The 25,945-nt window shown below is 44.2% G+C and carries 26 protein-coding genes and 1 tRNA gene; 5 read left to right on the top strand and 22 right to left on the bottom strand.

The features are described 5' to 3' along the window. Positions 1–169 precede the first annotated feature (169 nt). Positions 170–1,228: a fatty acid desaturase family protein gene (locus tag B7P33_RS14915; RefSeq protein ID WP_245871806.1), complete on the top strand. Its 1,059-nt coding sequence runs from the start codon at positions 170–172 to the stop codon at positions 1,226–1,228. A 25-nt stretch (positions 1,229–1,253) separates the two neighbouring features. On the opposite strand, the gene B7P33_RS14910 is transcribed toward B7P33_RS14915, so the two are convergent. The 4 genes from B7P33_RS14910 to B7P33_RS14895 form a co-directional block, all read right to left on the bottom strand. After that, positions 1,254–1,691: a hypothetical protein gene (locus B7P33_RS14910; RefSeq protein ID WP_141402494.1), complete on the bottom strand. Its 438-nt coding sequence runs from the start codon at positions 1,689–1,691 to the stop codon at positions 1,254–1,256. Between the two features lie 110 nt (positions 1,692–1,801). Beyond that, on the bottom strand, positions 1,802–2,647 hold the full coding sequence (locus tag B7P33_RS14905) for an NmrA family NAD(P)-binding protein (RefSeq protein ID WP_097442812.1): 846 nt from the start codon (positions 2,645–2,647) through the stop codon (positions 1,802–1,804). A 255-nt stretch (positions 2,648–2,902) separates the two neighbouring features. Next, complete coding sequence (locus B7P33_RS14900) at positions 2,903–3,763, bottom strand: helix-turn-helix transcriptional regulator (protein WP_097442810.1); 861 nt, start codon at positions 3,761–3,763, stop codon at positions 2,903–2,905. A gap of 52 nt (positions 3,764–3,815) precedes the next feature. Next, a complete protein-coding gene (locus tag B7P33_RS14895; RefSeq protein WP_097442806.1) occupies positions 3,816–4,718 on the bottom strand; it encodes a hypothetical protein in 903 nt (300 codons plus the stop codon). Between the two features lie 89 nt (positions 4,719–4,807). Between B7P33_RS14895 and B7P33_RS14890 the strand changes: the two genes are divergently transcribed. Next, a complete protein-coding gene (locus B7P33_RS14890; RefSeq protein ID WP_097442804.1) occupies positions 4,808–5,311 on the top strand; it encodes a MarR family winged helix-turn-helix transcriptional regulator in 504 nt (167 codons plus the stop codon). Positions 5,312–5,324: 13 nt separating this feature from the next. Here the strand turns inward: B7P33_RS14890 and B7P33_RS14885 are convergent, their stop codons facing one another. The 11 genes from B7P33_RS14885 to B7P33_RS14840 form a co-directional block, all read right to left on the bottom strand. Beyond that, entirely contained in the window at positions 5,325–6,002 is a 678-nt protein-coding gene (locus B7P33_RS14885; protein ID WP_097442802.1) for a hypothetical protein, read from the bottom strand. 151 nt (positions 6,003–6,153) lie between these two features. Continuing rightward, positions 6,154–6,630 (bottom strand): VOC family protein, encoded by a 477-nt coding sequence (locus tag B7P33_RS14880; protein WP_216359391.1) that lies wholly within the window; start codon positions 6,628–6,630, stop codon positions 6,154–6,156. A 110-nt stretch (positions 6,631–6,740) separates the two neighbouring features. Beyond that, positions 6,741–7,556 carry an AraC family transcriptional regulator gene (locus B7P33_RS14875; RefSeq protein WP_097442800.1) on the bottom strand — a complete coding sequence of 272 codons (816 nt, stop codon included), beginning with the start codon at positions 7,554–7,556 and terminating at the stop codon, positions 6,741–6,743. A gap of 66 nt (positions 7,557–7,622) precedes the next feature. Next, the gene (locus B7P33_RS14870) at positions 7,623–9,215 is read right to left on the bottom strand and encodes an amidohydrolase family protein (RefSeq protein WP_097442798.1); all 1,593 of its coding nucleotides are present in this window, start codon (positions 9,213–9,215) and stop codon (positions 7,623–7,625) included. A 100-nt stretch (positions 9,216–9,315) separates the two neighbouring features. After that, positions 9,316–10,143 carry a prolipoprotein diacylglyceryl transferase gene (gene lgt, locus B7P33_RS14865; protein ID WP_097442796.1) on the bottom strand — a complete coding sequence of 276 codons (828 nt, stop codon included), beginning with the start codon at positions 10,141–10,143 and terminating at the stop codon, positions 9,316–9,318. An 11-nt stretch (positions 10,144–10,154) separates the two neighbouring features. Further along, positions 10,155–10,286, bottom strand: a complete 132-nt coding sequence (locus tag B7P33_RS19750; RefSeq protein WP_262508037.1) for a hypothetical protein — start codon at positions 10,284–10,286, stop codon at positions 10,155–10,157. Positions 10,287–10,395: 109 nt separating this feature from the next. Then, a complete protein-coding gene (locus B7P33_RS14860) occupies positions 10,396–10,686 on the bottom strand; it encodes a hypothetical protein (protein WP_097442793.1) in 291 nt (96 codons plus the stop codon). Between the two features lies 1 nt (position 10,687). Next, entirely contained in the window at positions 10,688–11,188 is a 501-nt protein-coding gene (locus tag B7P33_RS14855; protein WP_097442791.1) for an RNA polymerase sigma factor, read from the bottom strand. Positions 11,189–11,369: 181 nt separating this feature from the next. Then, positions 11,370–12,701 (bottom strand): S41 family peptidase, encoded by a 1,332-nt coding sequence (locus B7P33_RS14850; RefSeq protein WP_097442790.1) that lies wholly within the window; start codon positions 12,699–12,701, stop codon positions 11,370–11,372. Positions 12,702–12,773: 72 nt separating this feature from the next. Then, positions 12,774–13,229, bottom strand: coding sequence for a MarR family winged helix-turn-helix transcriptional regulator (locus tag B7P33_RS14845; RefSeq protein ID WP_097442787.1), 456 nt, complete (start codon positions 13,227–13,229; stop codon positions 12,774–12,776). 86 nt (positions 13,230–13,315) lie between these two features. Then, on the bottom strand, positions 13,316–14,539 hold the full coding sequence (locus B7P33_RS14840) for an erythromycin esterase family protein (RefSeq protein WP_097442785.1): 1,224 nt from the start codon (positions 14,537–14,539) through the stop codon (positions 13,316–13,318). A gap of 156 nt (positions 14,540–14,695) precedes the next feature. On the opposite strand from B7P33_RS14840, the gene B7P33_RS14835 reads away from it, so the two are divergent. After that, positions 14,696–15,679 (top strand): Gfo/Idh/MocA family protein, encoded by a 984-nt coding sequence (locus B7P33_RS14835; protein ID WP_097442783.1) that lies wholly within the window; start codon positions 14,696–14,698, stop codon positions 15,677–15,679. A gap of 57 nt (positions 15,680–15,736) precedes the next feature. Here the strand turns inward: B7P33_RS14835 and B7P33_RS14830 are convergent, their stop codons facing one another. From B7P33_RS14830 to deoC, 6 genes are all read right to left on the bottom strand, one after another. Continuing rightward, positions 15,737–16,492: a baeRF3 domain-containing protein gene (locus tag B7P33_RS14830; protein ID WP_097442781.1), complete on the bottom strand. Its 756-nt coding sequence runs from the start codon at positions 16,490–16,492 to the stop codon at positions 15,737–15,739. Between the two features lie 163 nt (positions 16,493–16,655). After that, positions 16,656–18,176, bottom strand: coding sequence for an arylsulfatase (locus tag B7P33_RS14825; RefSeq protein ID WP_097443036.1), 1,521 nt, complete (start codon positions 18,174–18,176; stop codon positions 16,656–16,658). A 612-nt stretch (positions 18,177–18,788) separates the two neighbouring features. After that, positions 18,789–19,802, bottom strand: coding sequence for a hypothetical protein (locus tag B7P33_RS14820; protein ID WP_097442780.1), 1,014 nt, complete (start codon positions 19,800–19,802; stop codon positions 18,789–18,791). A gap of 933 nt (positions 19,803–20,735) precedes the next feature. Continuing rightward, a tRNA-Ser gene (locus B7P33_RS14810) sits at positions 20,736–20,820 on the bottom strand. A gap of 106 nt (positions 20,821–20,926) precedes the next feature. Then, positions 20,927–21,625 carry a purine-nucleoside phosphorylase gene (gene deoD / locus B7P33_RS14805; protein WP_097442778.1) on the bottom strand — a complete coding sequence of 233 codons (699 nt, stop codon included), beginning with the start codon at positions 21,623–21,625 and terminating at the stop codon, positions 20,927–20,929. Beyond that, entirely contained in the window at positions 21,622–22,269 is a 648-nt protein-coding gene (deoC, locus tag B7P33_RS14800) for a deoxyribose-phosphate aldolase (protein ID WP_317042831.1), read from the bottom strand. The genes deoD and deoC overlap by 4 nt, the downstream gene beginning before the upstream one ends. A 122-nt stretch (positions 22,270–22,391) precedes the next feature. Here deoC and B7P33_RS14795 point away from each other — a divergent pair, with 122 nt between their 5' ends. Beyond that, positions 22,392–23,147 (top strand): sulfite exporter TauE/SafE family protein, encoded by a 756-nt coding sequence (locus B7P33_RS14795; protein WP_097442777.1) that lies wholly within the window; start codon positions 22,392–22,394, stop codon positions 23,145–23,147. Positions 23,148–23,180: 33 nt separating this feature from the next. Beyond that, positions 23,181–24,371, top strand: coding sequence for a DegT/DnrJ/EryC1/StrS family aminotransferase (locus tag B7P33_RS14790; protein ID WP_097442776.1), 1,191 nt, complete (start codon positions 23,181–23,183; stop codon positions 24,369–24,371). Here the strand turns inward: B7P33_RS14790 and B7P33_RS14785 are convergent, their stop codons facing one another. Beyond that, complete coding sequence (locus tag B7P33_RS14785; RefSeq protein ID WP_097442775.1) at positions 24,372–25,907, bottom strand: YifB family Mg chelatase-like AAA ATPase; 1,536 nt, start codon at positions 25,905–25,907, stop codon at positions 24,372–24,374. Positions 25,908–25,945: the final 38 nt, after the last annotated feature.

The following is a 25,945-nucleotide window of genomic DNA, read 5'->3' as shown; positions in this document are numbered from 1 at the left end:
AGTACAATGGCTGTCAAGCTTTTGTGATACGGAAATGCACATTTAGGTCGCCTAGAAAACTAGGTTTTAGCGACCGCTTTCCAAAAGAGAAAATGGAAGATTAACCAAATCGCAGATTATCAAAAGAATAACTTTCCCTCGGCCCGTGCCACCCGATTTTTCCAAAATTTTGAAACGTCGTGTGTCCGAATATTTTAAAACAACTGGTAAAAGTAGGTATGGCAATGGCTCCATGATTTTTAAGAGTGTCGCCATGCTGTTGCTTTATTTGGCTCCGTTATTGATCATTCTGTTCGTGCCTTTCGACAGTGTGTGGCTGTTGTTTTTACTGTTTATAATCAGTGGCTTGGGCATGGCTGGTATCGGTATGGGCATTATGCACGATGCCAACCACGGATCCTACTCCAAAAAACAATGGGTGAATAAGCTTATGGGCTATACCATTAACCTGTTGGGGGCCAACGATAAGGTATGGCGCCTACAGCATAACGTACTCCACCATACCTATACCAATATCGAAGAGCATGACGACGATATCAATGCCCCATTTTTTCTGAGGTTCTCGCCCCATGCCAAAAAGAATTTCCTGCATAGGTTCCAACATTATTACGCTTGGTTCTTTTACGGGCTCTCTACCTTGTCTTGGATTACCGTGAAGGATTTTGTGCGTTACAAGCGCTATTTTAATATGGGCCTGATTCAAGATCGAAAGACCTATACCGATGGGGTGTTGAAAATGATACTTTGGAAAGTGGTCTACTTTTCTTTTGCCTTGGTGTTGCCCATGGTGTTGAGCGATTTTTCACCTTGGCTGATCCTATTGGCCTTTGTGGCCATGCATTTCGTGACCGGACTCACCATTACCCTGATTTTTCAAACGGCCCACGTAGTGCCCAATGCCGATTTTCCGTTACCGAATGAAGAAGGCCAAATGGAATCGGAGCGTTTTGCCCACCAATTGCAGACTACCTGTAACTTTGCCCCGAAAAGTGCCGTTTTGTCTTGGTTGGTCGGCGGGCTTACCCATCAGGTAGAACACCATTTGTTCCCGAATATCTCACATGTACATTATCGGAAGATCGCGCCAATCGTTAAACGAACCGCCGAAGAATTTGGGTTGCCCTATCATAGCAACGGATCTTTGGTGTCGGCCGTTATCCAGCATTTTAAAATGTTACGTGATTTGGGGCGTATGGAGCTTCAACCGGTAGCGGCGGATAAAAAATAGGGTATAGGCCCTGCGGCAATCCGCCTTATTTTTTCCCGAATAGGCGTTCCGTCTCTTTTTTGGTAATCCAGGCCGAATAATCGTGGCCCAGGGCTTTCTCTTTGGTCGATTGTTTAAAGCGGTATACGGTTTTCCCTAGAAATCGGGTGAATTCTAGCCAAACGAAATCACTGTTGGTTTCAATACGGACATCCTTTTTCGGATTTTCGGTCAAGCCTTTCTGTATGGTTTTATACAATTGTTCTAAACTATTTTCAGTATTTGGTATGCTGAAAGAAGCATAGTCATTAACCGCTATCTCATTGTCATTTTCGTAAGTAAAGGTGTAACCTTCGGGCGTTTTATGACATTCAACCATGCCCATTTCGTAGCCACCGACCCTGCCTACTAAGCTTTTCTTTTTTTGGGCCTGGGTAAATGAGGTAATCAACAGGGTACAGATTAAAAGCGGCTTTAGGTACATAGGTTTGGTTTTGGAATGTTGCAAAAATATTCTGGTAAACAGTTTATTAAGTATGGATGACAAGATATCGATTAAAAGGGGAATCCGCATAATGGGATTCCCCTCAAAATTTAAGAAGCGGTTTTCGATTGGGTATGCCAAAAACCGGAAGCTGCCATGGTTTGGGCATAACTTTCAAACGGAATGGGTGTCCTACCCAGTACTTTTTCAATGTCCGAAGTAATTTCTGCGTTGTTCGGATTGCCTAATACCTCGGTGAATAGGTATTCGATCAACCAAACAAAATCGGCTGGAATTCCGGCCTTTTTCATGCCTTCAACATATTCTGGGATACTGATAGGGACAAAGGTGATTGGCCGGTTACTACTTTTGGCGATGATAGCAATGGCTTCTTTAAAGGTCAAGCCGCGCTCCCCGGTTAACTGATAGGTTTTTCCATTATGGTTATTGTTTAAAAGTGCTTCTACCACCACAGCGGCAATATCGTTGGCATCTACAAAGGGGATCTTTACCTCGGCCTGGGGCAGGGCAACAAAGCCATCTAAAATAGGGTCCATCAGAAAGCTTTCGCTAAAATTTTGGTTGAACCAACTGGCCCTTACAATGGTGTAATTTATACCAGAGCTGGCCACTAAGTTTTCGCAGCGTTCGGCTTCGCTTTCCCCTTTACCGGACAATAACACTACTTTTTCAATTTGGGCGGATTTACATGCCGTCAATAATTTTGCGATGGATTCATAGGCTCCGGGTACGGCGAGATCGGGGTGGTAATTAATGTAGACCCGATCTATGCCGTTCAGCACGGTTCCCCATCTATCGGGTTCGTTCCAATCGAAGGCTGGGCTGTGGTTTCGCGATCCTATTCGGGTTTTTATTCCCTTTAGTTGCAATTGGGCCACAATACGTTTTCCTGTTTTTCCGGTACCACCAAGTACCAATACTTTCGGTGTTTTCATTTTAATGTGATTTTAAATGAAACAGTCCGTTTCAAGATGGGGTCATACCAGTTAAGACCTCAAGAGCGAGGAAATCATGCTGAATATGATAAGGATCAACACTTTAATCAGGACTGTCATAATCGTTTGTTATTGATTGTTTTCGGCAAAATTGCGCCCATTGTCCTAAAAAGGTTTATCCCAAAAGCAATTTGATTTGTTCGAAAAGGAGGGGGTTAGGTAGGTTTACCTTACCGCGGATTGTTGAAGTTCGGTTTAAGAGTTTATCAACTTGCTGGGTCGATACCCAAATTTTTTTGAAAAGGCATTGGAAAATGATCCCAAACTATCGTACCCCACTTGCCAAGCGGCTTCTTGTATGCTCATACCATGGTTTTGAATGAGGGTATGGGCCGTATCCAGACGTTCGTTTTGCAGAAATTTAAAAACGGGTACCCCGAAAACGTCTTTGAACTCCTTTTTCAGTTTGGTGGTATTCAGCCCTATCTCTTGGGCCAATTGGTTTAAGGAGGGTGGATTTTCCAGATTGGCCACCAAAATCTCCTTGGCCCGCTGCAATTGGGTGCTATACTTTGAGATGGCCTTCGATTCTTGGGCCAGTGCCAGCTGTCCAAAAAAATGGGAGAGCAAGGCGGTAACCTGACTCCGGAAGAACATCATTTTCGTTTTACCCGTATAATGGTTCCCAAAAATGGATTCTACGATGCGTTCCATCTCCGGTGTCATATAAAAACGGGGGCCTTCTACATAGGGGGCCTTGGGTTTTACCAATTCGGAAAGCAACTCGTAAAACAGTTCCCCCTCATTGTGGGGCAGCTGTTCCAGATTGCGTAAAGCGGTGGCGATTACGATACATTGCAAAGGGCTATCGGGCCTAACGGTATGTTCAAAACTGACCTTTTCATCGGCAAAGAAAGAAAGGGTAAGCCCTTTGGTATAGGAATAGGGGATTTGTTCTTGCCCATAGGCGACATTAAGATCTACATTTCCAGAGCCGTAAAAAGCCACGGCGACCAAGGGTTCTTCAAAACGACAGCTATCTAGAATCGGTTTTTCAGAATTTGCGGCCTCTACCAAAATCACGAAATCATTGATATGGATAAAATCCCGGGTCATGCCAAAGGGTATAGGACTGGTTCCGTTAAATATACATACTTATCCAATACAATTAGGGCAGTAGCCTTATACTTCCGTCGTCTAGGCGATCGATAAAGCGGTACAAAACCTCATAATGTCCGTCGGAGGTAGGGTATACCCGGGCGCCATGGGATTCTAAAAATGCTATTTCGGCTTCAGTCAAACGGCCCACATGGGTATCGTTGGTGGCGTAGAAATAGGTCCATTTAGAAAGATCTTTGTCCGATAAGGTTTGGGTATAATCGACTTGGCCAATGGCGGCTTTTAGCAGTTGTTTTGCCCTATAGGCTTGTATTTCGGAGGCACTGTATTCCGATAGATCCGCATGTTCATCTTCGGGCACATAGGTAAGCCCGTCCTCGAGGTACTCGCCATTATAACCTTTTACATGCTGCTTTACGATGGGGTCCGGGTCGGTCAATCTACCAGCCAAGACCACATAACGATCGGCCAAAGCCGGAAAATCGGTCAAGGTTTTGGGTATGATATAGGCCCCGAACGAATTACCTATGACGACCACGGTCTTGTCCCGATTTTTAAAATATACGGTAGCCCTATGGAGCTTTTCGGCGGTATGTTCAATCGCTTTTTCCGCTTCCCGAAGGGTGAAATCTTTGCTGAAAATTGCCGGATCATAGGTCTGGGCCTGATGTAGGTAGGCAATGTTATAGCTGTTATAATTCGGAATATAGCGGTAAGGTGTCTTGCCTTTAGCGATAATACCCAAGCTATCGGATGGCCCCCCTTGACAGATGATAAGTACGGTATCACTCTCTTTTTGCCCGTCGGTTACCCAAAGGGCCGTGGTATCGTTAGGGAAGTAATTAGTGGCCTGCGGGGTATTTGCCTTGGAGCTATCGTAAGGTTTCGGTTTAGGATCTTGGCAACTAACACAGATAATACAGAACAGGAAAAAAATGGCTTTTGGTGGCATAAGGTTGTTTTTTGTTTTATCTTGACGTAAAGATATGTGGCAAATATACCATTTATCTTTATGTTGAGATAAATAAGTATCTTTAATTTATGGAAGATTTTGGGAAAGATGATATTATAGACCGTTTGGTGGCAGAATGGAAAACCCAACGTCCTGAGTTGGATGTAGATGCCATGCAGTTGGTAGGGCGAGCTTTAAGTTTGGGAAAAAGATTGGAAAAGCGGGCGAGTGTGGCCCTTAACAACTTTGAAATCCATTATACCGACCTCGATGTGTTGGCCACTTTAAGAAGGTCCGGAGCCCCATATTCCTTATCACCAAAAGCACTAATGGCCTCGGTTTTGATCACTTCGGGGGCTATGACCGCCTTGTTGGATCGTTTGACCAAATTAGGCCTGATCATTCGGGAGCCCGATCCATCTGACGGTAGGATTAAACGTGCCACCCTAAGCACCAAAGGTATTGCCTTGATCGACAAAGCCATTGAGGTTCGCTTTGAAGAAGCGAACGCCTCCGTTACGGGTTTAAGCGAGGAAGAGCAGCTACAACTTTCAGGTTTATTAAAAAAATGGATGGCCTCGCTAGATGCCTAGAAGGTGCTACCCATTATTTGGTTTCGTTCAAAGGGGTAATCATGATATGGGCCCTATGGGTACCTGGGTTCATGATCCAGGGGTGGTTCGATTCCAAAGGCACTTCGGGTAATCCGGTCGATTCAGCCGTGGCCCATGGCATATAGACTACATAACGGTACTTGGCCCCGGCCACTTCATGGGTTTCTGGGTCGTATTGGCTCTCTTTCCCATGATAGATATGCAAGGTTAGGCCGGCTTGCCCCATCGATAATTGGCCCGATTTTACCTCGGCTTCCCGAATATCGAAAATTTCCTTACTGCTTTTACCCTCTTTTTTGAGCTCCCTGCCCCGGGCCATAAACGGATCAAGATCTTTATGGTAACAAGCGGCATTAAAGCCAGGTTTCTTTGGGTCGTCCGTAAGACAGATGAATTCATTATTCCCTTCCTTAAAGGTTACGAATTCCCCGGCCATATTGTAGCCTATAACGGTACAGCCGGCCCTACTTTCGGCAGGTGCTGCCATAAGTGCGGTGGCGACCAAGGCCTCGTCGGTGTCAATGGGTAGTAGCTTTGGGTTTTTCTTGGGTGTTTCCACAACCGTTTGATCCTGTGACCCTTGCTCTGTTTGGTTTTTTTTCGATTTTTCCGCGTTTTGACAGGACAAAAAGATAAAGCCGATCGTGGCCAAATACACCCAGTTTTTCATAATTGAATTTATTTAAAGTCTACTTACTTTCTTGATAGATAGGTGCTACAAGGTAGTGATTTTCGAACGGAATCAAGCTTTTACCCATCCCATTGGGGAATGCTAGCAAAACACTTTATGGTAATTTCCGGACCACTGGCCATACATTCGATCAATGAGTGGCATGCAGCCCTATACGGTTCCCTTCCGAATCGAGGAACAAGGCAAAGAAACCGCTGCCATCGGCATGGGCCGTTTTAGGCGTTAAGATTTGACCTCCTAGCTTGCTTGCCCTATCCAAAATGGGCTGCAGGTCCTTACCCGTATTCAGATAGATCGTGGTACCCTCTGCCGTGGGGCGGTAACCTTCACTTTTTAGCAATACGATGGCGACTTGCTGATTTTCATAAGGGAAAAGTGCCATTTCCATTCCGGGCATCTTATGTTGTTCCAGGGTAAGGCCCATAACCTTTTCGTAAAATTCGCGGGCCCTATCTGTATCGGTAACAGGGATTTCAACTATGGCGATATAATTGTTCATGGGTTCTTGGTTTAAGGTGTTTATAGTTTGATTTTTAGCGTTGTAACTATACAAGGCCATTATTCCAAAAACAAGGATTAGGACTCTGAGGGTGGCTGTCTTCCGCATGGATTTCTAGTTTTTTGATGCGGAATCAAAATTCTGGCTTATAAACCGGAAAAAATTGTAAGAATGCGACAATGGCGCCACGAAAATTGAGAAGATGGATGCTAGGTAATCTATTTATAAAAAACCGAGGATAATTCCATACTGGCATGTCCCAAAAAAGCTTTGGGGTTCAGTCCGGTAAATTCTTTAAAATCCTTTATAAAATGGGCTTGGTCATAATAGGCACTGTCGTAGGCAATCTGTGTCAGTTTTGTATCGTCTTCGTTCAAGACCAGTTTAAGGGCGGCTTGTAACCGGATCAATTTGGCCATTTGCTTAGGGCTTAATCCGATATTCGCGGCAAATTTTCTTTCCAGCTGTCTTCTGCTAATACCATTTTCTTTTAGAATTTCTGCAATGGCGGTAGCACCTTGTGTTTGTAGTAAACTGGTCACAGTTGAGCTTACGATTTGATCGACTGTGTCGGCACTTTGGAGTTTATCCATTAGAAAACGCTCAATAATGGCAATCCTTTCTTGAGTATCTGCCGCGGCAATAATCTGTGTTTCCAGGGCCTCGGCCGTTTCTTTCCCGATTAAGTAGGCCAAAGGGGTTTCCTTGTTGGCCAATTCACCTAGGGTAGCGGGGATTAGGTTGATAAAACCATAGGGGTAAAACCGCACTGCAAAACTTTGCACCCTGCCCGTAGGTTCTACATAAAAGGGTTCTAAGGTATGGCCCAGGACCATGGCCCTAGGTTGTAATATGAATTCTTCTTCAGATGTATAACGTTTGATATCATCACCAAGAATGAATACCATTTCCAAAGTACCATCGGCCAAGATACGCTGTCTTTCAGGCTGTGGTCTGGCCGGTATCTCGAGGCTCCAATAGCAATTGACCAAGGCTTCTATATCCGGATGGGGTGGGAAGGTATGGTATTCCATGTTTACATCTTCAAAGGATAATTGATGCTGTAAAAGGTACTTAAGATTTAGCGTAACTCCGAATGCTTATCTTCTGATTGGTTTTCCTGGGGCGGCGTCCAATTGTAGCTCACCATTAGATACAACGGTTTGGCCCATTACCAATAGATGCTTTACCCCAATGGCCGGATGATAGGGTTCGGCATAAGTGCCCACGGCCGCAATAGTTTTGGGGTCGAAAATGACGATATCGGCATCCATTCCGGCTTGTATCCTGCCCTTGTTTTTCATTTGGGGAACAAAATCCTCCAAAGTTTGGGCCGGCATCAAGCTCATTTTACGAATGGCGTCCGACATGGTAAGTAGTTTTCTATCCCGGACATATGAACCGAGGATCTTCGCAAAAGTACCTGAAGATCTTGGGTGTGCTACTAAATTATTTGGAATCGGCCAGGCGTTACCTTCATAAGCTTGCCCTTCTTGGGTATACCAAGGCATAGCGTCCGATTCGACCAAAATATCGGGGTGGGTAATCGACTTGTCAAGCATGGCGAGTTCTTCCGCTTTGGTTTCATCTAACTGGTGGTAGGAAACAAAGGTACCTGGCGCCTCGGTTCGAATCTTTTTAAACGAATCGGCATCTAAACGTTTTTCACCGACCTGAAAGGCGGTTTCGTCATAGCCCATGCGTTCTTTCCAATCGGCCCCATCGAACATGGCCGCACCTATAACGGTACTGGCCGCACCCCAAGGGTAGGCCCCACAAGTTACGGGTAAGCCATTCTTTTTAGCCATTTCGTACAATTCGAGACAGGCATCTATATCCTTTAAGGAGTTACTGTTAATATGGCAGATATGCATTCTGGCCTGGGTTAAAGCGGCCAGAGCCAAAAGCTCTTCAAAAGCCTCGAAAGTTGACTGCGGCTCCGGGATCGAAGAGTACCTTACGTGGGTATAGGTGCTTACCTCGTGCTTTTTAGCCAATTTGGCCAATTCGAAATACTCCTTTCTTCCATAGCCTGGGGCATAACCACCGTTTATTCCAATGCCCAAACCGCCTTGTTCCAAGCCTTCTTCTACCAATTTCATGATTTTAGAGAGCTGTTCGGGGCTGGCAATTTCGTCTTTCCAACTATTGTCGGATTGGGCCTTTTGAAAATAGGCCGCTGTAGCCTCCGGGCTATTGTTTTGAAAAGTTGCAATCCGGGCATAGGTCCAACCTACGGCGGCTCCGTAATGGATAGGAAGCTTTTTGGTAGCTTGGGTTTCGTACCAATCGCTTATGGGCAATAGCCCCGACTCCAGCTCTAAGGCTGTGGTAACCCCTTGTACGGCCTGCATGCGATAAGCCGAAATATTCTGGCCATGTGCATGAAGGTCTATAAAGCCAGGACTAACTACCAGACCGGTAGCATCGATACTCTGTTTTCCTTGGATTTTTTCTTCAGTTATCAAAGCGACCTTACCATTTACCAAACCTAGGTTTCTAATGGCATCCAATTCCGTTTCCGGGTCAATAACCCTTCCGCCTAAGATAACGGTGTCAAAGGTATGGTCAGCGGTATAGTTCGTTTCCTTAGAATCCTCAATAGATCCGACAGAGTTCGATTTTTTAGATTGGCAGCTAAGTACAACAAAGTACAGGAGCAGAAAAAGCCCACTTTTTCGAATGGTTTTCATCGGGTTGGTTTTTGGTTATGCGAATTTGTGGTTTTGTAAGGTCTAATGTAATGGATAAAAACGTTTTAAACCAGTCTGCCGATGAAAATGATTTTACAAACTATTTGCGATCTGATAATCTTTTTCCAAAAAAGAATAGAAGTAAACCGATTACAACAAAAGGGAGACTGAGCCACTGCCCCATGTTCAAGACCATTTCTGCTTCAAACCCAACTTGGTTCTCTTTAAAGAACTCCAAGAAAAAGCGGGCCGTAAATACGAGGGCCAGCGCCAAACCGAGGGTGGCTCCTAAATTTTTTCCTAAACCTTTATGGGTATACAAATAACGTAGTACCATAAAAATCAAAAGATAGGCCAAGGCCTCATACAGCTGGGTAGGGTGGCGGGGAATAAGATCGTCCCTTTCGAATACCACGCCCCAGTTTCCGTTCGTTGGCTTACCATAAATCTCGGAATTCATAAAATTGCCCAAACGGATGCCTGCCCCTACAATGGGGGCGACCAAGGCGATGCGATCCAATACCCACAGGTAGTGCATTTTATAATTTTTGCAAAATAGGCCTAGGGCAATCAAAACCCCCAAGGTACCGCCATGACTGGCCAAACCTTGGTAACCGATAAAGACATAGCCATCGCCCATTTTTTTAATGGGAAGCAGCATCTCCAAAGGGTGGGCCAAATAATATTCGGCTTCATAAAATAAGCAATGCCCCAAGCGGGCACCTATAACGATGCCAAATACCACATAGATAAACAATTGATCGAGCCGTTCTACAGGGACGTGCTCCATTTTGTAAATGCGGCGCTCCAGACCTAGGGCCCAGAATAATCCGGAGATAAAGAATAGACCATAATATTTAAGAGGAACCCCATCGGTTATCCAGACGATTACTGGATCGAGATCCCAATGGATGATAAAGTCGTTCATAGGTTTTTTTCCTAATTTACAGGAAGTACGATTAATGGGGTTAAGGTAGTATTAATATACGGGAATACCTGATGGGACACCTTATTTTGAACCGTACTACGGTTGGCTTGCCCAAGCTTGTTTTCATGTATTTTTTTCTTCATATGGGTCGGTTAGGCATTAGAATCTATGAAAACCGGAAAATCACGATTTTATTTAAAACAGTTCGTACGTAGCTGTTATATAATTGATTGGCGCGTGTGTTTTTTTTGACTAACCTTGGGGTTTATTCCGCTTTGAAAAGAGTTTTTCGAAGAGCTTTTTGATCCATTGTAGATCTTGGGCCAGCCAGCGTTTTTCGCGGGAACTTAACCGTTCCTTGTCGCTATGAATGGCCTCCTTTATTTGGGCCAGATCTGATTTTACCCATTTTTTTTCCCAAGGACTTACCTTGCTTTTCAGTTCTTGGATCAATTCATCGATTTGGAGCTCTAGGGTAACGTCGTTGGCCGACTCGTTCCAAACATGTTGTATCGTATTCCATAGTTGATCATTTTTTTCCATCTTACTTTGATTTAGGGGTTAAACAAGCCAGTAGTTTTTTACGTATGCGTTTCATTTTAACTGCTACATGGTTTTCGGTTATTCCGCTTACGGAGGCCATATCACGATAGGCCAAACCTTCGAGATGCAGAATGATCAATTGCCTTTCTTTTTCGGCAAGGTGGCCTATACACTGATATAGGGCTTTGGTTCTTTCTTGTACTTCATCTTCTTGGGGTAGCGAAACCGGGATTACGGTGAGGGCATTTAGGCGCAGATTGTCCTTTTTGTCGTACTGTGCTTTTTTTCGACTACAAACACGTAACGCGATCGTATAGGCCCAGGTGTGTAGTTTCGCGTCTTCCTTATAACGGGGTAGGGCGCGCCAAATTTCTATGATTACCTCTTGAAAAAGATCCTTGGGTTCCATGGGGTTTACCGCATATACCTTACAAATGCGGTATAGGCTTTGTTTGTGATCGTTTAACAGGCGTTTTAATTGTGATTCGATTTGTTCTTGCATCTGTTCGCACTAGGGGTTCCAATATATTAGTGACAAGAATTATAAAAATATGACAAGACGCAAAAAATTTTTACACGGGTAGTTCAAATCATTTCAGCGCGGTTATAAAAAAAGGCCGAAACCAATAGAAAAATCATCCGGTTTCGGCCTAACATTTGACAGCGGAATATCTTAAATGCGCTTAGTCCGTTTTAGGGTTTTTATCCGTACGGCCATTGGCATACATGCCCACAATGGCGTTTACTTGTCCACCTTTTTGATCGAAACGTACCCGAAAATCGTCCATGTCGCCCACCAAGAACTCGGTTTCATTCAAAGGGGTTAAGGCATGTTTGGGTCTACCTTCGCGTTGATAGAAAAGGGTTCCGTTTTCCATACTGATTTTTCGAACATCGTATTGGCCAACGTATTGTTTAAGGGTCGATTTTGACAGCTGAACGGGATCTGTTTTGGCCTTTTTGCCACTGAGTACCCAGTTGTATCGGAACTGTAAGTGCGGATCGGTAGTTTTGTTTGCCAAATATTCCAAGGCTTGGGTCTGGGCCACCTCCAAGGCTTGGTCGGCCGGTACTTCGATATGGGGACTAACCCCGGTACCCTCCCAGTTGGTTTCGGTAATAGGATTTATGGCCCGGCCAGCTGGGGTCCACAATAAAAAGCCTTCCGAGGCATTAACCGTTCCACCGGGGTGTGCACCACCGCCTGTGGTTTCCCCGATCAAGGTCGCACGTTCCAGATTTTTCAGATTATAAGAGAATTCCTCTGCGGCCGAAAAGGTGCTGCTGCTGGTAAGTACATATACCTTGGCATCCGGGTTGCGTTTACCCGGTACGTGGGGTAGTGTCCAGGTTTGGGTATGGCTATCGGTGGGCCTCCAATAAAAATTGTTCAGATGTACCCGCTCGGGTGAGTAGAGGTAACTGCTAATCAGTTGGATCATACTGGGCGATCCCCCGCCATTTTGTCTAAGGTCGATAATAATGACATCGGTATTGGCCAAGAGGTTCATGGCGGCAACGGCCGTTTCACTGGCAAATTCGGTGTCCATAAAGGCCCTGAGGTCTAAATAGCCTATGTTACCTTCCAGTATTTTTACCTCTTTGAAACCGAAATTTTCGAATTTCATTCGAGCCATTCGGCTTTCGGTATGGCGAATACTGTCTTCTGGCGTAACCTGGCGCCCTTGTGCGGCCGCCCTACGTGGGTTGTACATTACCCGTAAGTGCTTGTCTTTGCTAATACTTTGGAGGTCTTCGGTGAGCTGGGCCGCCAATAACTGTGGATCGGTTAACCCCTCATAAGTACCTTTTTTCTTGTTGGATTGAATGAGGTCGCCCATTTTTTGGGCCATTTCTGGGAAAACGTAGCGTGCCTTTAGGATCGATTCGACCGAATCGATGACTTTTTGGGTCTGTTTAGGGGTTATTGAGGGTGCTTGCTCTTGTGCCTTACTGGATAATGTGCCTAAGAGCAAACAGCCCAAAACTAAAATTGATGAATAAACTCGGTTCATGTGATCGATATTTGAATTTGATGAATAAACTCCTTTGGTATACGGAATCTAGGCTTGATGAGGGCCCTGATATTAAACTTCTACAGTGGGCTTAGAAATACAATTGGTATTGATTTTGGCCAATAAATACTGAAGTTGGGTTAACTCTTCGGTAGACAGGCCCTGTAAAGCATGGCCGCGATTTTCTAAAATAATGGGTTTCATGAGTTCTAAGGTTTCATATCCCTTAGGCGTAATCTTTATTATAAATCGTCTTCGGTTTGCTTTGTTAATGCTGCGTGTTAAATACCCCTTTCTTTCCATAAGATCCAACATACGGGTCATAGAGGCATTGTCTTTAAGCGCCATGGCCGCGATTTCTTGTTGGGTCTTCTCTGGATACTTGGCCAAAAAACCCAAGATATTACCTTGGTCTATAGTCATGTCGGTCACTACCGCCGATAGTCGTTTTTGGGAAAACTTCCGGTAGCCCTTAATGGCAGATTCCATAGTATAAAACAAGGTCGAGTCCGGCGATGGAGCAATCATAGATGATAAAATTTGATACAAATATATTTGATATATCAAATAAAACAAAAACTAAACTCGAATTTGTAAAAACTTTAGGGAGTGCTTTAGTTGTTTTCGTTCAGTGCGTGGGGTGGGCCGCTATGGGACAGAAACAAAATTCCGTCAAAGCGATCTTGGGCTATAAAATAGGCCTTGCTGCCATTGTTTTCCATTCCCAAGTGTAGTTTAGCCGTAAAATCTGTTTTTGGATAGTCTCGTAAATCGAGTATAAAATTGCTATTACCTACTTTGTTGAGGTGGTAGGCCAAATATTCGGGGTCTTTATGTTCAAAACTGAAGGAACCATTATAATTTTGGTTGGTACCACTATAGACAACCGTTCCTATCGAATAATAGGAAGCCCCATATTTTTTCTTTAAGCCATGTCCCATCCAAATCACGGGGTTATGGGGTTTGCCATGGTTCTCTATATGACTGTTCTGCGCCCAAATAATAATTTTGGCACCCGGATGTGTCTCTTTATACTTCTCTACGATTTTTAACATAGCGGCATCCCTATGGTTGGCTGCCTGGGGCCATAACATTAATTTTCCGAAAGGCATGCTTCCATAGGTGTCGAGGAATATTCGATTGGATTGTTGTATAATCTCGATTTCCTTTTGGGAAGGCTGATTACCTTTTCCTGTACCGGAAATCCCATCCAGAAGTTGATCGTATTTTTTCAAAAAGGAAGCAAAACTATCGCGTTGGGCGTAAAAGGTCAGGCTGTCACCATTTTTCTCATGTTGATAGAGCCTATTGAAATCTACCATGGCTTGGGGCACTGTCGTAGCGAAATCGGGGTCAATTGGCGCGATCACCTCTTGCATACGTTTTATCAAATACTGCTGCTGGGGCTGACAATCGAAACCCTGTAATTTTAGTTTCCCATTTCGGCTTTTGGCATAGTTGACCAAATCCATGATTTCTTTGGAACGATAATAGAAATTTGAGCTGAAATTTTGGGTGAATTCCTCGGTAGACATGTTCTCCCAGTTTGCCCAAGCCAAAGCGGCATCGCCATAACCCGATTCGAACAGAACCAAATCAAAACCCAGTTCGGCATGCAGGAATTTTACGAGTTCTACCTTGGTTTGGAACACCTTGCCCAAACCGTGGGTGTTTTCGCCAAGGGCAACAATATCTACGTCTTTTAGGACTTCTTTTAAAGGGGTTAGGGATTCAAACCGTTCCAAATCGGAACTAAATTGAAGGGGTTGGGCTATGTTCTTTTGGGCATGCATTAAACCTCCTAGAACAACGAAAAAAAAGAAAATACTACGGCGCATTTGATTGAATGGGTTCGGGTGTATCTACCGGCCGAAATTACCTATTTTGTTTGGACTGCTCAAGGAAAAATGGTTGTCACCTTTTCAGGGGTGGTTTATAATGGTATACCTGTATCCATTGTATCTTTAGATGCAAAATGAAATTGTAACTTTTTTATGGATAAGCAATCCGTTTTACGTTGGGGTATGATTGGCTGTGGCAGTGTGACCGAGTTAAAAAGTGCACCAGCCTATCAGATAACACCCGGATTCGAGCTAAGGGCCGTAATGGGTCGGAATCTTGAAAAGGTAAATGATTATGCCCAAAGACATCAGGTACCCAAGGTGTATACCAATGTCCAGGATCTAATTCAAGACCCAGAGGTCGATGCGGTCTATATCGCCACACCCCCCGATAGCCATAAAGAATATGCTTTACAGATAGCCCAAGCCGGAAAACCTTGTTGTATTGAAAAGCCCCTGGCACCGAATTACCAAGATAGTCTAGCCATCGTTAACGCCTTTGCAAAGGCAGAAGTTCCGGTTTTTGTGGCCTATTACCGTAGGTCGTTGCCCCGTTTTTTGAAAATAAAAACTTGGTTGGATAGTGGGTCAATTGGGGAAATACGACATATCCATTGGCGATTGGTACGCCCGCCTAAGGACATTGATATTTCTGGAGGAATTAACTGGCGGACGGATGTCGAAGTGGCCCCAGGCGGGTATTTTGATGACTTGGCCAGTCATGGTCTGGATCTTTTCGCTTTTTTGTTGGGCGATTTTGTCGAGGTATCGGGTGTTGCCCTCAATCAACAAGGCTTATACACTGCAAAAGACGCCATGACCGCTGCTTGGTTACATGCCAATGGAACAACAGGGGCCGGAAGCTGGCATTTTGGTTGCGATCGATACGAAGATGTGGTTACGATCTATGGGAGCCGTGGCAAAATTACCTTTTCCGTTTTTGGAGAGGAGGCCCTGCTCATGGAATCGGATAGAGGTAGGGAAGAGGTGTTTATCGACAACCCGCAACATGTGCAGCAATTTCATGTCGAAAACATGAAAAAACACTTGGTGGACGGGACAATAGATCATCCCTCGACCGGAAAATCGGCCCTACATACCAGTTGGGTAATGGATAAGATCTTAGGGGCGATTTAGATTTTTATTTAGGATGCCATAGCGGCTTTAAATAGCCGCGGGAAACCTTAAATATGTTCACCCGTTTATATGGTTCCAAGCTTGTTTGGCCAAATCAGGGGTACTCTTGTTGTTATAGTCTTTGAGACTATTACCTAGGTATATGACAGGGGATTTACTTACCTCTATCAAATAATCGAAATTCCTACGGGTACTGATTACTAATACTTGTAAGCCGGTGATACGGGAGCTTCGTTGCACGGCCTTGTCTACGATATTAAAATATGCTTTGGCCGTATCATCCATTCGTTTGGCATTACTAGCTTCAGTAGGGTCGGTAATCGTAAAAGGGTTTTCCCCGATTGGGAAATCATCATTCTCGATCTCTGACAAAATCTCATTGTTCAGGGCATCGAACAACCTAGCCCCCCTTTGGGAGAGTAGGAGGATGAAAAATTCCTTTTTGTTTTCATAGACATCTTCTATGTAATGGGTGTCGAATGCATTGTTGATGATCACTTCATTGTTTTGGATGGTTAGGGGGAGTTTTACCAATTCGGCCGTAGTGGCCGAGGCAAAAAGATGCACACTGTCCAACTGGGTTCTTTCGTCATAGGCCTCTGTTAAGGTGTTTAGGGATTTTAAGACATCCGACACCTCTCTTTTCCCGTACCGATCGATCAATTTTTCCTGGGCTTCCTTGATCAGGTTCTTGAAATTGATCTTGTCCGTATCGGTATCCGGAAAAACCCTATGGGTAGGCATACTTATGGTAATACATATGGGATCTTGTACCGATTGTAGCTGTTTCCATGTGTTTTTTAATGACTCCATATTTTTTCGACTTTAGTGGTGCTATTGTTGGTTTTTGAAAAATGATAAAGAAGAATTGAAGAAAAGCCGAGCGTTAACTCGGCTTACTCTTATAATTTTATTGAAGATTGGTAAACCTAACTTTACTTTCCATTTTGAGGAACTATAGCATGCAACTTTTGGCTTACTGCCCCTCTTGTAGGCCTTCCATGATTTGATCTAAATTGAACGATCCCGGTTTTTGCCTAGGAGGGTAGGCTTTTAGTGTTTCCAGTACTTCTCCAACCTTTTCCTGCAGGGGAATCGCGATAAAACCGGCTCGCTTGCCCCACCAATGGTTGTATTGGTTAGAATCGGTATCGGCCCTTTCAAAAGGATCCCGTCGCAGGTGGAATAATTTTGGGGCCCGAAGATCTACAAAAGGATCTCGCCAAACATCGAATCGCTTTGCCCGTTGTTCTGCGAATACCGCTTTCCATGGTCCGGTACGTATGGCCAATAGCTTGCCATCGTCACTGACATAGAAAAAATGGTCCCTCGGACTCTTATCCGATTTTCCGGTTATAAGATCAAGAATATTATGGCCGTCGAGGTGTACATTGTAAGTGGTATTACCGATTTTGTGTCCGTTAAGTAATTTCTGCTTGATATTGGGTTCCCCAATGGCGGCCATTAAGGTAGGAACCCAATCTTGATGCGATACGATTTCATTGGTAACCGAATTGGGCTTAATCTTACCGGGCCATCGAATGGCGGTGGGTACACGGAACCCGCCTTCCCAATTGGTGTTTTTCTCACCACGGAACGGAGTTATACCGCCATCGGGCCATTCATTGAAATGGGGCCCATTATCGGTAGAGTAAATAACGATGGTGTTATCGTCGATCTTTAGGTCTTCCAAGGCATCCAAAACCTTGCCCACATGGTTGTCGTGCTCTACCATACCATCGGAATAAAAGTTTCCTCCTTCTCCCGATATACCCTTGTTCTTGTCACTTATATGGGTGAAATAATGCATTCTAGAGGTGTTTAGCCAAACAAAAAATGGTTGCTTGCCTCTATGTGATTTCTTTATAAAATCGATAGCGGCATCGGTAAATTCACCATCAATGGTCTCCATTCTTTTTTTGGTCAAGGGGCCGGTGTCTTTTACGGGTCCATCGGCGGTGGATTTTATTACCCCTCTGGGGCCCCATTTTTTGGCGAATTGTGGGTCTTTGGGGTAATCGACATTTTCAGGTTCTTCTTCGGCATTTAAATGATACAGGTTGCCGAAGAACTCGTCAAAACCATGGGCGGTTGGCAGATGTTCGTCCCGATCCCCCAAATGATTTTTACCGAATTGGCCGGTCACATAACCATGTGGTTTTAATAATTCGGCCAAAGTGGGGTCTTCTTTTTGAATGCCCTGTGGTGCGCCTGGCATACCCACTTTGGTCAGGCCGGTGCGAAACGGATGTTGACCGGTAATAAAGGCAGCCCTTCCGGCCGTACAGGATTGTTCGGCATAATAATCGGTAAAGATCATACCCTCATGGGCGATCCGGTCTATATTAGGGGTCATATAGCCCATCATGCCCCTGTTGTTATAGCTGAGGTTCCAATAACCGATATCGTCCCCGAAGATGACGAGTATATTGGGCTTTTCTTGACCGTAGGCCAAGCAGCTTAGTAATACGAATACTGAAATGGTGAATTGTTTCATAAAGGTTGGTTTTAGATTAGATATGTGTTCTATCATTTAGACATGCGGTAATAGTATGTTTTCGTTGATATGTAGATGCGCCCACCGAGACTTATAGGGAAATACCTTTCTTCAACATAGGTACTGAATCGGCATCTTTAGGTAAGGAGTCCTAAAAGTGTATTTGGTTGGCTTACAGCTTAAAATTAAGTATTATCGACAAGAAATATTTATCCTTCATCATCGTGTAAAAACCTTTTTGAACAGTAGTATATCCATTACAAAAATGGCTTTGGTTTTTAGGGAGATGACGCCTTGGTCTGGGATTCTTACAAGAGCAGGAAGAGGTGTTTATCGACAACCCGCAACATGTACAGCAATTTCATGTAGAAAACATGAAAAAACACTTGGTGGATAGCGGTGCCAAACATCCTTCGACCGGAAAGACAGCACTCCATACCAGTTGGGTAATGGATGGGGTTTTGGGAAAGAGTTAATGTATCAAGCCCCTTTAGATTGGGGCTTGATAGTGGAATGAATTTGGAATTGACCCCAACTTTGCTTTTCAGTGTGAGGATGGAAAAGCTGAAAAATTTGTTTCCTGATTAATTGCTGTGAAATAATCTAACGATTTTAATCGATTTGGATTTGCTCGCCACAGTTTTGGTTCGCTGAAACGATTAAGGTCGCGGAATTGGCTGATCCATTGGCATCATAACTATAATACAGGTTGCTTTTACAGCTAAAACTAGCCCGCCCATTTGTCGATATCCGAGAACTGTTTTTAGAACCTTCTACGTAAATGTATACGTCTTTACCGCTGCTGTTGTTAATGGTAACCGTACTTTCTGATCTATTTTGTTCGGCATGCCTGTTACGTTCCTTGATTCGTTTATACTCCTCGGAGTTCATCCAATCGGTTCGTTGTTTGTTAATGACATCGATTATTAGTTTTCTTATGTTTTCGGTGTTTTCCTCTAAACTGCCGTTGTTCCCTTCCGCTAACCATTTGGGATAGATTTCCTGTTGTTTTTTATAGGCTTTATCCAGATAGTTTTGAAGTTGGGTATGGGGTTGCATAGTTTTCATTTTCTTTGGTGACTTCATTACCATTTTCATCTTTTTTAGTCCGCCAACTTTCTTGGCTTGGTGTTCCATGACTGCTACTAAAGTGTAATTGTCTTTGTCTACCCAATCTTGTAAAATGAATATACGTCCGTCAAGGAAAACCAATCGTTTATGGTCATCGTAACTATTAATCCGTGGGGCATAACCTATATCTTTCTGCATCTTTTCATTGCCTTCATATACTTTTTGAATATAGGTTATAGGAAAGGCCGGATGGTCAGGTAAATACATTTTTTCATCATTTTTGAACTCTTCGGGTTTATCGGCATCTGCCCGGAACAACATAATTACCTCTTTATGTTCGCCCGGTTGTACTCGGTAATCTTGTTTATCTAAGAGTTTGTAGACCAGATTATCTATACCTCCTTCATAATTGCCCGAATCATCTTGCTGTGTTAAATAGGCTAGATAATTGCCAAAAAGAATCGATTCCAGTTCTTGGGTTTGATGCTTGGTTTCTTGGGCCGTAACCCATGATGCTAAAACGATTAATGTAATTGAGATCAAGATTTTTTTCATGACTTGTATAGATTAAAATTGGACTCATGGCACTGATTATGTTATGGCCGTTTTGTTGTTTTGTGTAAGAGCTATAAAGAATCGCTAGTGGTTAAGTTTGATAGATTAAGGAATTGTTTTGTGCGCGTCGATATTGAATCCGGCAAATAAACGATAGACCTATATTTCTTCATGTCTTGTGGGATATATCATTTCGGACAGTCAAATATTTGATATCGGACAGGAGAGTTAATATATTGAATATCAGTTTTGTAAAATGGGTATTCGACTAGAATACTTGTGGCTTGACTTTGGAAATGGATTGATTGATTCAAAAAAGGGTAAGTGGAAGTCGAACCACAATCCAAGGCTTGTAATGGTTGCGGCATGCTCAGGTTTGTGAAGATAAATTCGTTTACATGCTTAAGAAAGCAATGCTTAATTTCCTTGTAAGGGATAATTGAATTTCGGTGAAAGCGGGATTAGATATCCTGGAAGGTGTTCCCGGGCAAGCATGGAAGCCAAATTTCCTTCAGAAACCATTGTCTTTTTTCATCCCCTTATGTCCTAAAGCAAGCTTTGGCCAACGGGCATAAAAAAAGCCAAGTGTAAACACTCGGCTTCCTTTTGCGGAGAAGGAGAGATTGAATATCCCGGTAGGTGTTCCCGGGCAAGCATGGAAGCCAAATTTCTTGCAGAAACCATTGTCTTTTTTCATCCCCTTATGTCCTAAAGCGAGCTTTGGCCAACGGGTATAAAAAAAGCCAAGTGTAAACACTCGGCTTCCTTTTGCGGAGAAGGAGGGATTGGATATCCCGGTAGGTGTTCCCGGGCAAACATAGAAGCCAAGTTTCCTTCAGAAACCATTGTCTTTTTTCATCCCCTTATGTCCTAAAGCAAGCTTTGGCCAACGGGTATAAAAAAAGCCAAGTGTAAACACTCGGCTTCCTTTTGCGGAGAAGGAGGGATTCGAACCCCCGGAGGTGTGACCCTCGCCGGTTTTCAAGACCGGTGCATTCGACCACTCTGCCACTTCTCCAATAGCGGCTGCAAATATAAACCACTTTTTTCAATAATCATTGCTTTTGAGCTGCTTTTTTGGTTAAAAAAGCCCAGATGGTTCTAAATACTCTGGTTTTCAGTTGTTAGACCATTTCCAAGGCCAATTGAGCCATGGTACCAAAGCCTTTTTCGCGTTCTGCCGCAGTGGTTCTTTCGCCCGTAACCAAAGAGTCTGAAATCGTTAAAATAGATAAGGCTTTTACCCCGTGTTTAGCAGCTAAAGTGTACAAACCGGCTGTTTCCATTTCTACACATAACACCCCAAATTTGGCCCATTGTTCGTAAGACTCGAACCGGTCTTCGTAAAAGGTGTCGGCAGATAAGACATTACCACCTTTTATATCTATGGCCATTTTCTTGGCCTGTTCAATGGCCCGGGTCACTAATTCGAAATGGGCCGTTGGTGCATAGGTATAGCCCTTAAAACGTTCTTGGTTAATACCCGAAGTGGTAGATGCCGAGAGGGCAAGCACGATGTCGTGCAGTTTAAGATCCGCTTGGTAAGCCCCTGCAGAACCTACCCGAATTAGGTTTTTAACCCCGTATTCCGTTATGAGCTCGTGGGTGTATATCATACACGAAGGAATACCCATACCCGTGCCTTGTACCGAAATCCTTTTTCCTTTGTAGGTTCCGGTAAAGCCCAGCATGCCCCTAACCTGGTTATAGCATATGGTATCTTCTAAATAGGTTTCTGCGATCCATTGTGCCCGTAACGGGTCGCCAGGTAGTAGAATGGTCTCGGCCACTTCACCTGGTTTTGCATCTATATGTACACTCATACGCCCTGTACGATTTTAATACCCGAGGAGGTCCCGATTCTGTCCACCCCGGCTTCGATATAGGCTAAAGCGGTCTTTTGATCTCGTATACCTCCAGAGGCTTTTATTTTTACCTTTCCTTCGGCGGCCCGTTTCATGGTTTCTACATCTTTTAGGGTCGCACCCCCGGTTCCAAATCCGGTAGAGGTTTTGATATAATCGGCTCCGGCAGAAATAGATAAACGTGTCGCTACCTGAATTTCGAATTCATCTAAAAAACAAGTTTCGAAAATTACCTTTAGGCAGGCATCACCAATGGCATCTTTTACCGCCTTAATGTCACTTTCTACCTTCATATAATCTTGGGCCTTAAGGTGCCCCAAGTTCAATACCATATCGATTTCGTCTGCACCCTGCGAAACACATTGTCTGGCCTCACAAACTTTGGCTTCCGTGGTCATGGCCCCTAAGGGAAATCCGATTACGGCAGCCAACTTAACCGGACTATCGTGAATAAACTCTTTGGCAGGTGCAACATGGCAACCATTTACACAGACCGCATAAAAATTATGGGCAACGGCTTCCTCACAAAGTTGTTGTATTTCGTTAATTGTGGCCGTCGGTTTTAGTAGGGTATGGTCTACATACCGCTGAATTTCAATCATTTGAAGTGCGTTTATGGTTACAAATTACTAATAAATACCCTATATTCCATATGAGATTTGTCAGAAAACACATTTTTTGTGATAAAATCATAATTCCGCTTGGTTAGCTTACATTTGTAGGCATGCAAGAATGGTGGCATTATCCTTTATTGGTCGGGGTCGGGTTTACCGTAGGTTTTATCAATACCTTGGCCGGAGGTGGGTCTTTGTTAATCCTACCAACCCTTATTTTTCTGGGTCTTCCGCCTGCCATTGCCAATGGTACCAATAGGGTGGCCATAGTGGTGCAGACCGGTCTGGCTACGGCCGGATTCAAAAGCAAAGGGGTTTCCACTTTTCCTTTTAATATCTATTTGGGTATTGCTGCACTTATCGGTGCCGTAATCGGTGCTTCAATCGCAGTAGATATCAAGGGGGAACTCTTTAACCGCATCTTGGCCATCGTTATGATAGTTGTGGTGGTTATCATACTTTTTGGCCCGAAAATGAAATTGGAATCGGTGCAAGAACGTATTACCGGAAAATACCTTTGGCTCGGTATTCTGGCTTTTTTCTGCATCGGAATTTATGGCGGATTCATTAATGCAGGAATTGGGTTTATCATAATTATGTTCCTACATCATGTCAATAAAATGACCTTGGTGCGGGCCAATGCCACTAAGGTTGCCGTAGTGTTGATATATACCTTGTCAGCTTTGGCCGTTTTTGTGTTGAACGATAAGGTGGATTGGAAAATAGGAGGCATCTTGGCACTGGGTAATGGTACTGGGGGCTGGGTAGCGAGTAGGGTTTCGGTTAAAAAAGGCGATGGATTCATTAAAACCTTTTTGGTGATAATGGTGGTCGCCATGGCCATTAAACTGTGGTTTTTCCAATAATAAGAGCTTAGAACTAACCTATAAGTATAAAAAATGCCAGGATTCGAAAAATTCGGAGAACTAGAAAAGCGGGAAGTGCAACAAGTATTGGACAGTGGGGTATTAATGCGCTATGGTTTCGATGGCATGCGTAACGGCCAATGGAAATCGAAAGAATTGGAAGCCAAACTTTGCAAGCGTATGCAAGTATCCCATGCCCAATTGGTCAGTAGTGGTACCGCTGCAATAACCGTGGCCTTGGCCAGTGCCGGAGTAGGGGCAGGCGATGAGGTCATTTTACCCACCTTTACATTTGTGGCCAGTTTTGAGGCCGTTCTGGCTTTGGGTGCTGTACCGATTTTGGTTGATATAGACGATACCCTTACCCTATGCCCACAGGCGGTTGAAAAGGCCATAGGACCAAAGACCAAGGTGGTAATGCCGGTACATATGTGCGGTTCCATGGCCGATCTAGCTCGATTGAAGGCTATCTGTAAAACCCATAATCTATTGTTGTTGGAAGATGCCTGCCAAGCCATTGGCGGTAGTTTTGATGGCATCCCCTTGGGGGCTTATGGCGATTTAGGTTGCTTTAGTTTCGATTTTGTAAAGACAATAACATGCGGCGAAGGTGGGGCTGTCATCACCAATAATGCTTCTTATTATACTCATGCCGACCATTTTTCGGATCACGGACACGACCATGTTGGGAATGATCGTGGGGCCGAGTCACACCCGTTTCTGGGGTATAATTATCGGATTTCGGAATTGAATGCGGCTGTTGGTGTGGCCCAAATCGATCGTTTAGATAATTTTGTAGCTACTCAAAAAGAACGTTACGCCATACTGGAGAATGCTTTAATGGAAGTAGATGGACTAAAGCTGCGTAGCATTCCGGAAAAGGGGAGTCAGAATTATTCTTTTTTGAGCTTTTTTATGCCCAATACCGATTTGGCCCAAAAAGCAAGTATCGCACTAAAGGAAGCCGGAATCGATGCCTGTTTCTATTGGTATGATAACAATTGGCATTATTATAGAAAATGGGAGCATCTTCAGCATAAGAAATCCCTAGGTAAATTACCTCAAGAGGTTTTGGCCGGACTACAAGATTTTTCCCAAACCGATTTCTCACAATCAGACCATTGGATGGGGCGCAATATTTCTTGCCTTATCAAATTAGGGTGGAGTATAGAGGAGACTCAAGAAAGGGCCAATAAAATGGTAGAGATACTAAAAAGGCTTTAATTATCCCAACCAACCATCGCGATCCAGACTACGGTATTGTATGGCTTCGGCAATATGGCTTGGGCTTATGTCTTTTACAGCTTCCAAATCGGCAATGGTGCGCGATACTTTTAAAATACGATCATAGGCCCGGGCCGAAAGGTTCAAACGTTCCATAGCATCTTTCAGTAGGTTTTTGGCGGTTTGGTCCAAGGCACAGTATTCACTGATTTGTTTGGGCCCCATTTGGGCATTATAGTGCAGGCTTTCTTGGGTTTTAAAACGCTGGGTCTGTATGTCTCTGGCCTGTGTAACCCTTTCCCGGATTAGGGCGCTGGGTTCGCCCCGACGGTCGTCTGATAGTTTTTCAAAAGGTACCGGGGTCACCTCGATATGGATATCGATACGGTCGAGTAGGGGCCCCGAGATACGGTTTAAATAGCGTTGCATTTCGGCCGGGGTCGAGGTAACCGGGGCACCTGGTTCGTTAAAATAACCACTCGGACTCGGGTTCATGCTGGCCACCAACATAAAACTGCACGGGTAGGTTACCGTAAAACGGGCTCGGGAAATGGTTACTTCCCGATCTTCCAAAGGTTGCCGCATGACCTCTAGTACCCCACGTTTAAATTCCGGTAATTCATCCAAGAACAATACCCCATTATGCGCCAACGAGATTTCTCCGGGTTGGGGGTAGCTACCCCCACCCACAAGGGCTATGTCCGACGATGAGTGATGCGGGTTACGAAAGGGACGCTGGGCTACCAGGCCTTGGTTTTGAACCTTGCCGACTACGGAATGTATTTTGGTGGTCTCCAAGGCTTCATCCAAACTCATGGGTGGTAAAATGGAAGGCAGGCGTTTGGCCAACATGGTTTTTCCGGCCCCGGGCGGACCGATAAGTATAATATTATGACCTCCGGCGGCAGCAATCTCCATGGCCCTTTTGATACTTTCTTGGCCTTTTACCTCTGAAAAATCATGGATGGGCATTGCCGATTCCGTCGCAAAATAGGCTTGGCTATCTACTCGAAAAGGTGCAACTTCGTTTTTCCCTTCCAAAAAGCCGATAACTTCCAAAAGGTTATCCATTCCGTATACTTCCAATCCATTAACTATGGCTGCTTCTTGCGCGTTGTCCTTGGGTAAGATAAAACCTTTGAACCCGTCTTTTTGGGCCTGAATGGCAATGGGCAAAGCCCCTTTTATGGGTTGTAAACTGCCATCCAAAGACAATTCACCCATGATAATATAATCGTCTAGTTTTTCGGTCTGTAATTGCTCAGAGGCATGGAGTACCCCTATGGCCAAGGTAAGGTCGTAGGCCGAACCTTCCTTACGCATATCGGCAGGTGCCATATTAATGGTAATTTTTTTACCGGGCACTTTGTAGCCATTGTTCTGTAAGGCGGCAGATATCCTAAAATTACTTTCACGAATGGCATTATCGGGTAGTCCCACCAAATGGTACCCCACACCTTTGCCTATATTTACTTCTACGGTGATGGTTGAGGCGTCAATGCCAAAAACCGCACTACTGTATATTTTGGTAAGCATTCCATAATTTAAAAAAATGGATGTTGGGTTTACCAATA

Origin of the sequence: Sediminicola luteus (genome assembly GCF_002514735.1) — a bacterium.
Lineage (GTDB): Bacteria > Bacteroidota > Bacteroidia > Flavobacteriales > Flavobacteriaceae > HQA918.
This window is presented reverse-complemented; position numbering and strand designations above follow the sequence as displayed.

What these genes read in the sequence shown, in the direction of transcription:
- deoC (WP_317042831.1), bottom strand. Translation starts at nt 22,269, where the DNA reads ATGATTGAAATTCAGCGGTATGTAGACCATACCCTACTAAAACCGACG.
- B7P33_RS14825 (WP_097443036.1), bottom strand. Translation starts at nt 18,176, where the DNA reads ATGAAACAATTCACCATTTCAGTATTCGTATTACTAAGCTGCTTGGCC.
- deoD (WP_097442778.1), bottom strand. Translation starts at nt 21,625, where the DNA reads ATGAGTGTACATATAGATGCAAAACCAGGTGAAGTGGCCGAGACCATT.
- B7P33_RS14875 (WP_097442800.1), bottom strand. Translation starts at nt 7,556, where the DNA reads ATGGAATACCATACCTTCCCACCCCATCCGGATATAGAAGCCTTGGTC.
- B7P33_RS14790 (WP_097442776.1), top strand. Translation starts at nt 23,181, where the DNA reads ATGCCAGGATTCGAAAAATTCGGAGAACTAGAAAAGCGGGAAGTGCAA.
- B7P33_RS14830 (WP_097442781.1), bottom strand. Translation starts at nt 16,492, where the DNA reads ATGGAGTCATTAAAAAACACATGGAAACAGCTACAATCGGTACAAGAT.
- B7P33_RS14900 (WP_097442810.1), bottom strand. Translation starts at nt 3,763, where the DNA reads ATGACCCGGGATTTTATCCATATCAATGATTTCGTGATTTTGGTAGAG.
- B7P33_RS14895 (WP_097442806.1), bottom strand. Translation starts at nt 4,718, where the DNA reads ATGCCACCAAAAGCCATTTTTTTCCTGTTCTGTATTATCTGTGTTAGT.
- lgt (WP_097442796.1), bottom strand. Translation starts at nt 10,143, where the DNA reads ATGAACGACTTTATCATCCATTGGGATCTCGATCCAGTAATCGTCTGG.
- B7P33_RS14860 (WP_097442793.1), bottom strand. Translation starts at nt 10,686, where the DNA reads ATGGAAAAAAATGATCAACTATGGAATACGATACAACATGTTTGGAAC.
- B7P33_RS14840 (WP_097442785.1), bottom strand. Translation starts at nt 14,539, where the DNA reads ATGCGCCGTAGTATTTTCTTTTTTTTCGTTGTTCTAGGAGGTTTAATG.
- B7P33_RS14850 (WP_097442790.1), bottom strand. Translation starts at nt 12,701, where the DNA reads ATGAACCGAGTTTATTCATCAATTTTAGTTTTGGGCTGTTTGCTCTTA.
- B7P33_RS14890 (WP_097442804.1), top strand. Translation starts at nt 4,808, where the DNA reads ATGGAAGATTTTGGGAAAGATGATATTATAGACCGTTTGGTGGCAGAA.
- B7P33_RS14835 (WP_097442783.1), top strand. Translation starts at nt 14,696, where the DNA reads ATGGATAAGCAATCCGTTTTACGTTGGGGTATGATTGGCTGTGGCAGT.
- B7P33_RS14880 (WP_216359391.1), bottom strand. Translation starts at nt 6,630, where the DNA reads ATGCGGAAGACAGCCACCCTCAGAGTCCTAATCCTTGTTTTTGGAATA.
- B7P33_RS14845 (WP_097442787.1), bottom strand. Translation starts at nt 13,229, where the DNA reads ATGATTGCTCCATCGCCGGACTCGACCTTGTTTTATACTATGGAATCT.
- B7P33_RS14785 (WP_097442775.1), bottom strand. Translation starts at nt 25,907, where the DNA reads ATGCTTACCAAAATATACAGTAGTGCGGTTTTTGGCATTGACGCCTCA.
- B7P33_RS19750 (WP_262508037.1), bottom strand. Translation starts at nt 10,286, where the DNA reads ATGAAGAAAAAAATACATGAAAACAAGCTTGGGCAAGCCAACCGTAGT.
- B7P33_RS14905 (WP_097442812.1), bottom strand. Translation starts at nt 2,647, where the DNA reads ATGAAAACACCGAAAGTATTGGTACTTGGTGGTACCGGAAAAACAGGA.
- B7P33_RS14885 (WP_097442802.1), bottom strand. Translation starts at nt 6,002, where the DNA reads ATGAAAAACTGGGTGTATTTGGCCACGATCGGCTTTATCTTTTTGTCC.
- B7P33_RS14795 (WP_097442777.1), top strand. Translation starts at nt 22,392, where the DNA reads ATGCAAGAATGGTGGCATTATCCTTTATTGGTCGGGGTCGGGTTTACC.
- B7P33_RS14820 (WP_097442780.1), bottom strand. Translation starts at nt 19,802, where the DNA reads ATGAAAAAAATCTTGATCTCAATTACATTAATCGTTTTAGCATCATGG.
- B7P33_RS14870 (WP_097442798.1), bottom strand. Translation starts at nt 9,215, where the DNA reads ATGAAAACCATTCGAAAAAGTGGGCTTTTTCTGCTCCTGTACTTTGTT.
- B7P33_RS14910 (WP_141402494.1), bottom strand. Translation starts at nt 1,691, where the DNA reads ATGTACCTAAAGCCGCTTTTAATCTGTACCCTGTTGATTACCTCATTT.
- B7P33_RS14855 (WP_097442791.1), bottom strand. Translation starts at nt 11,188, where the DNA reads ATGCAAGAACAAATCGAATCACAATTAAAACGCCTGTTAAACGATCAC.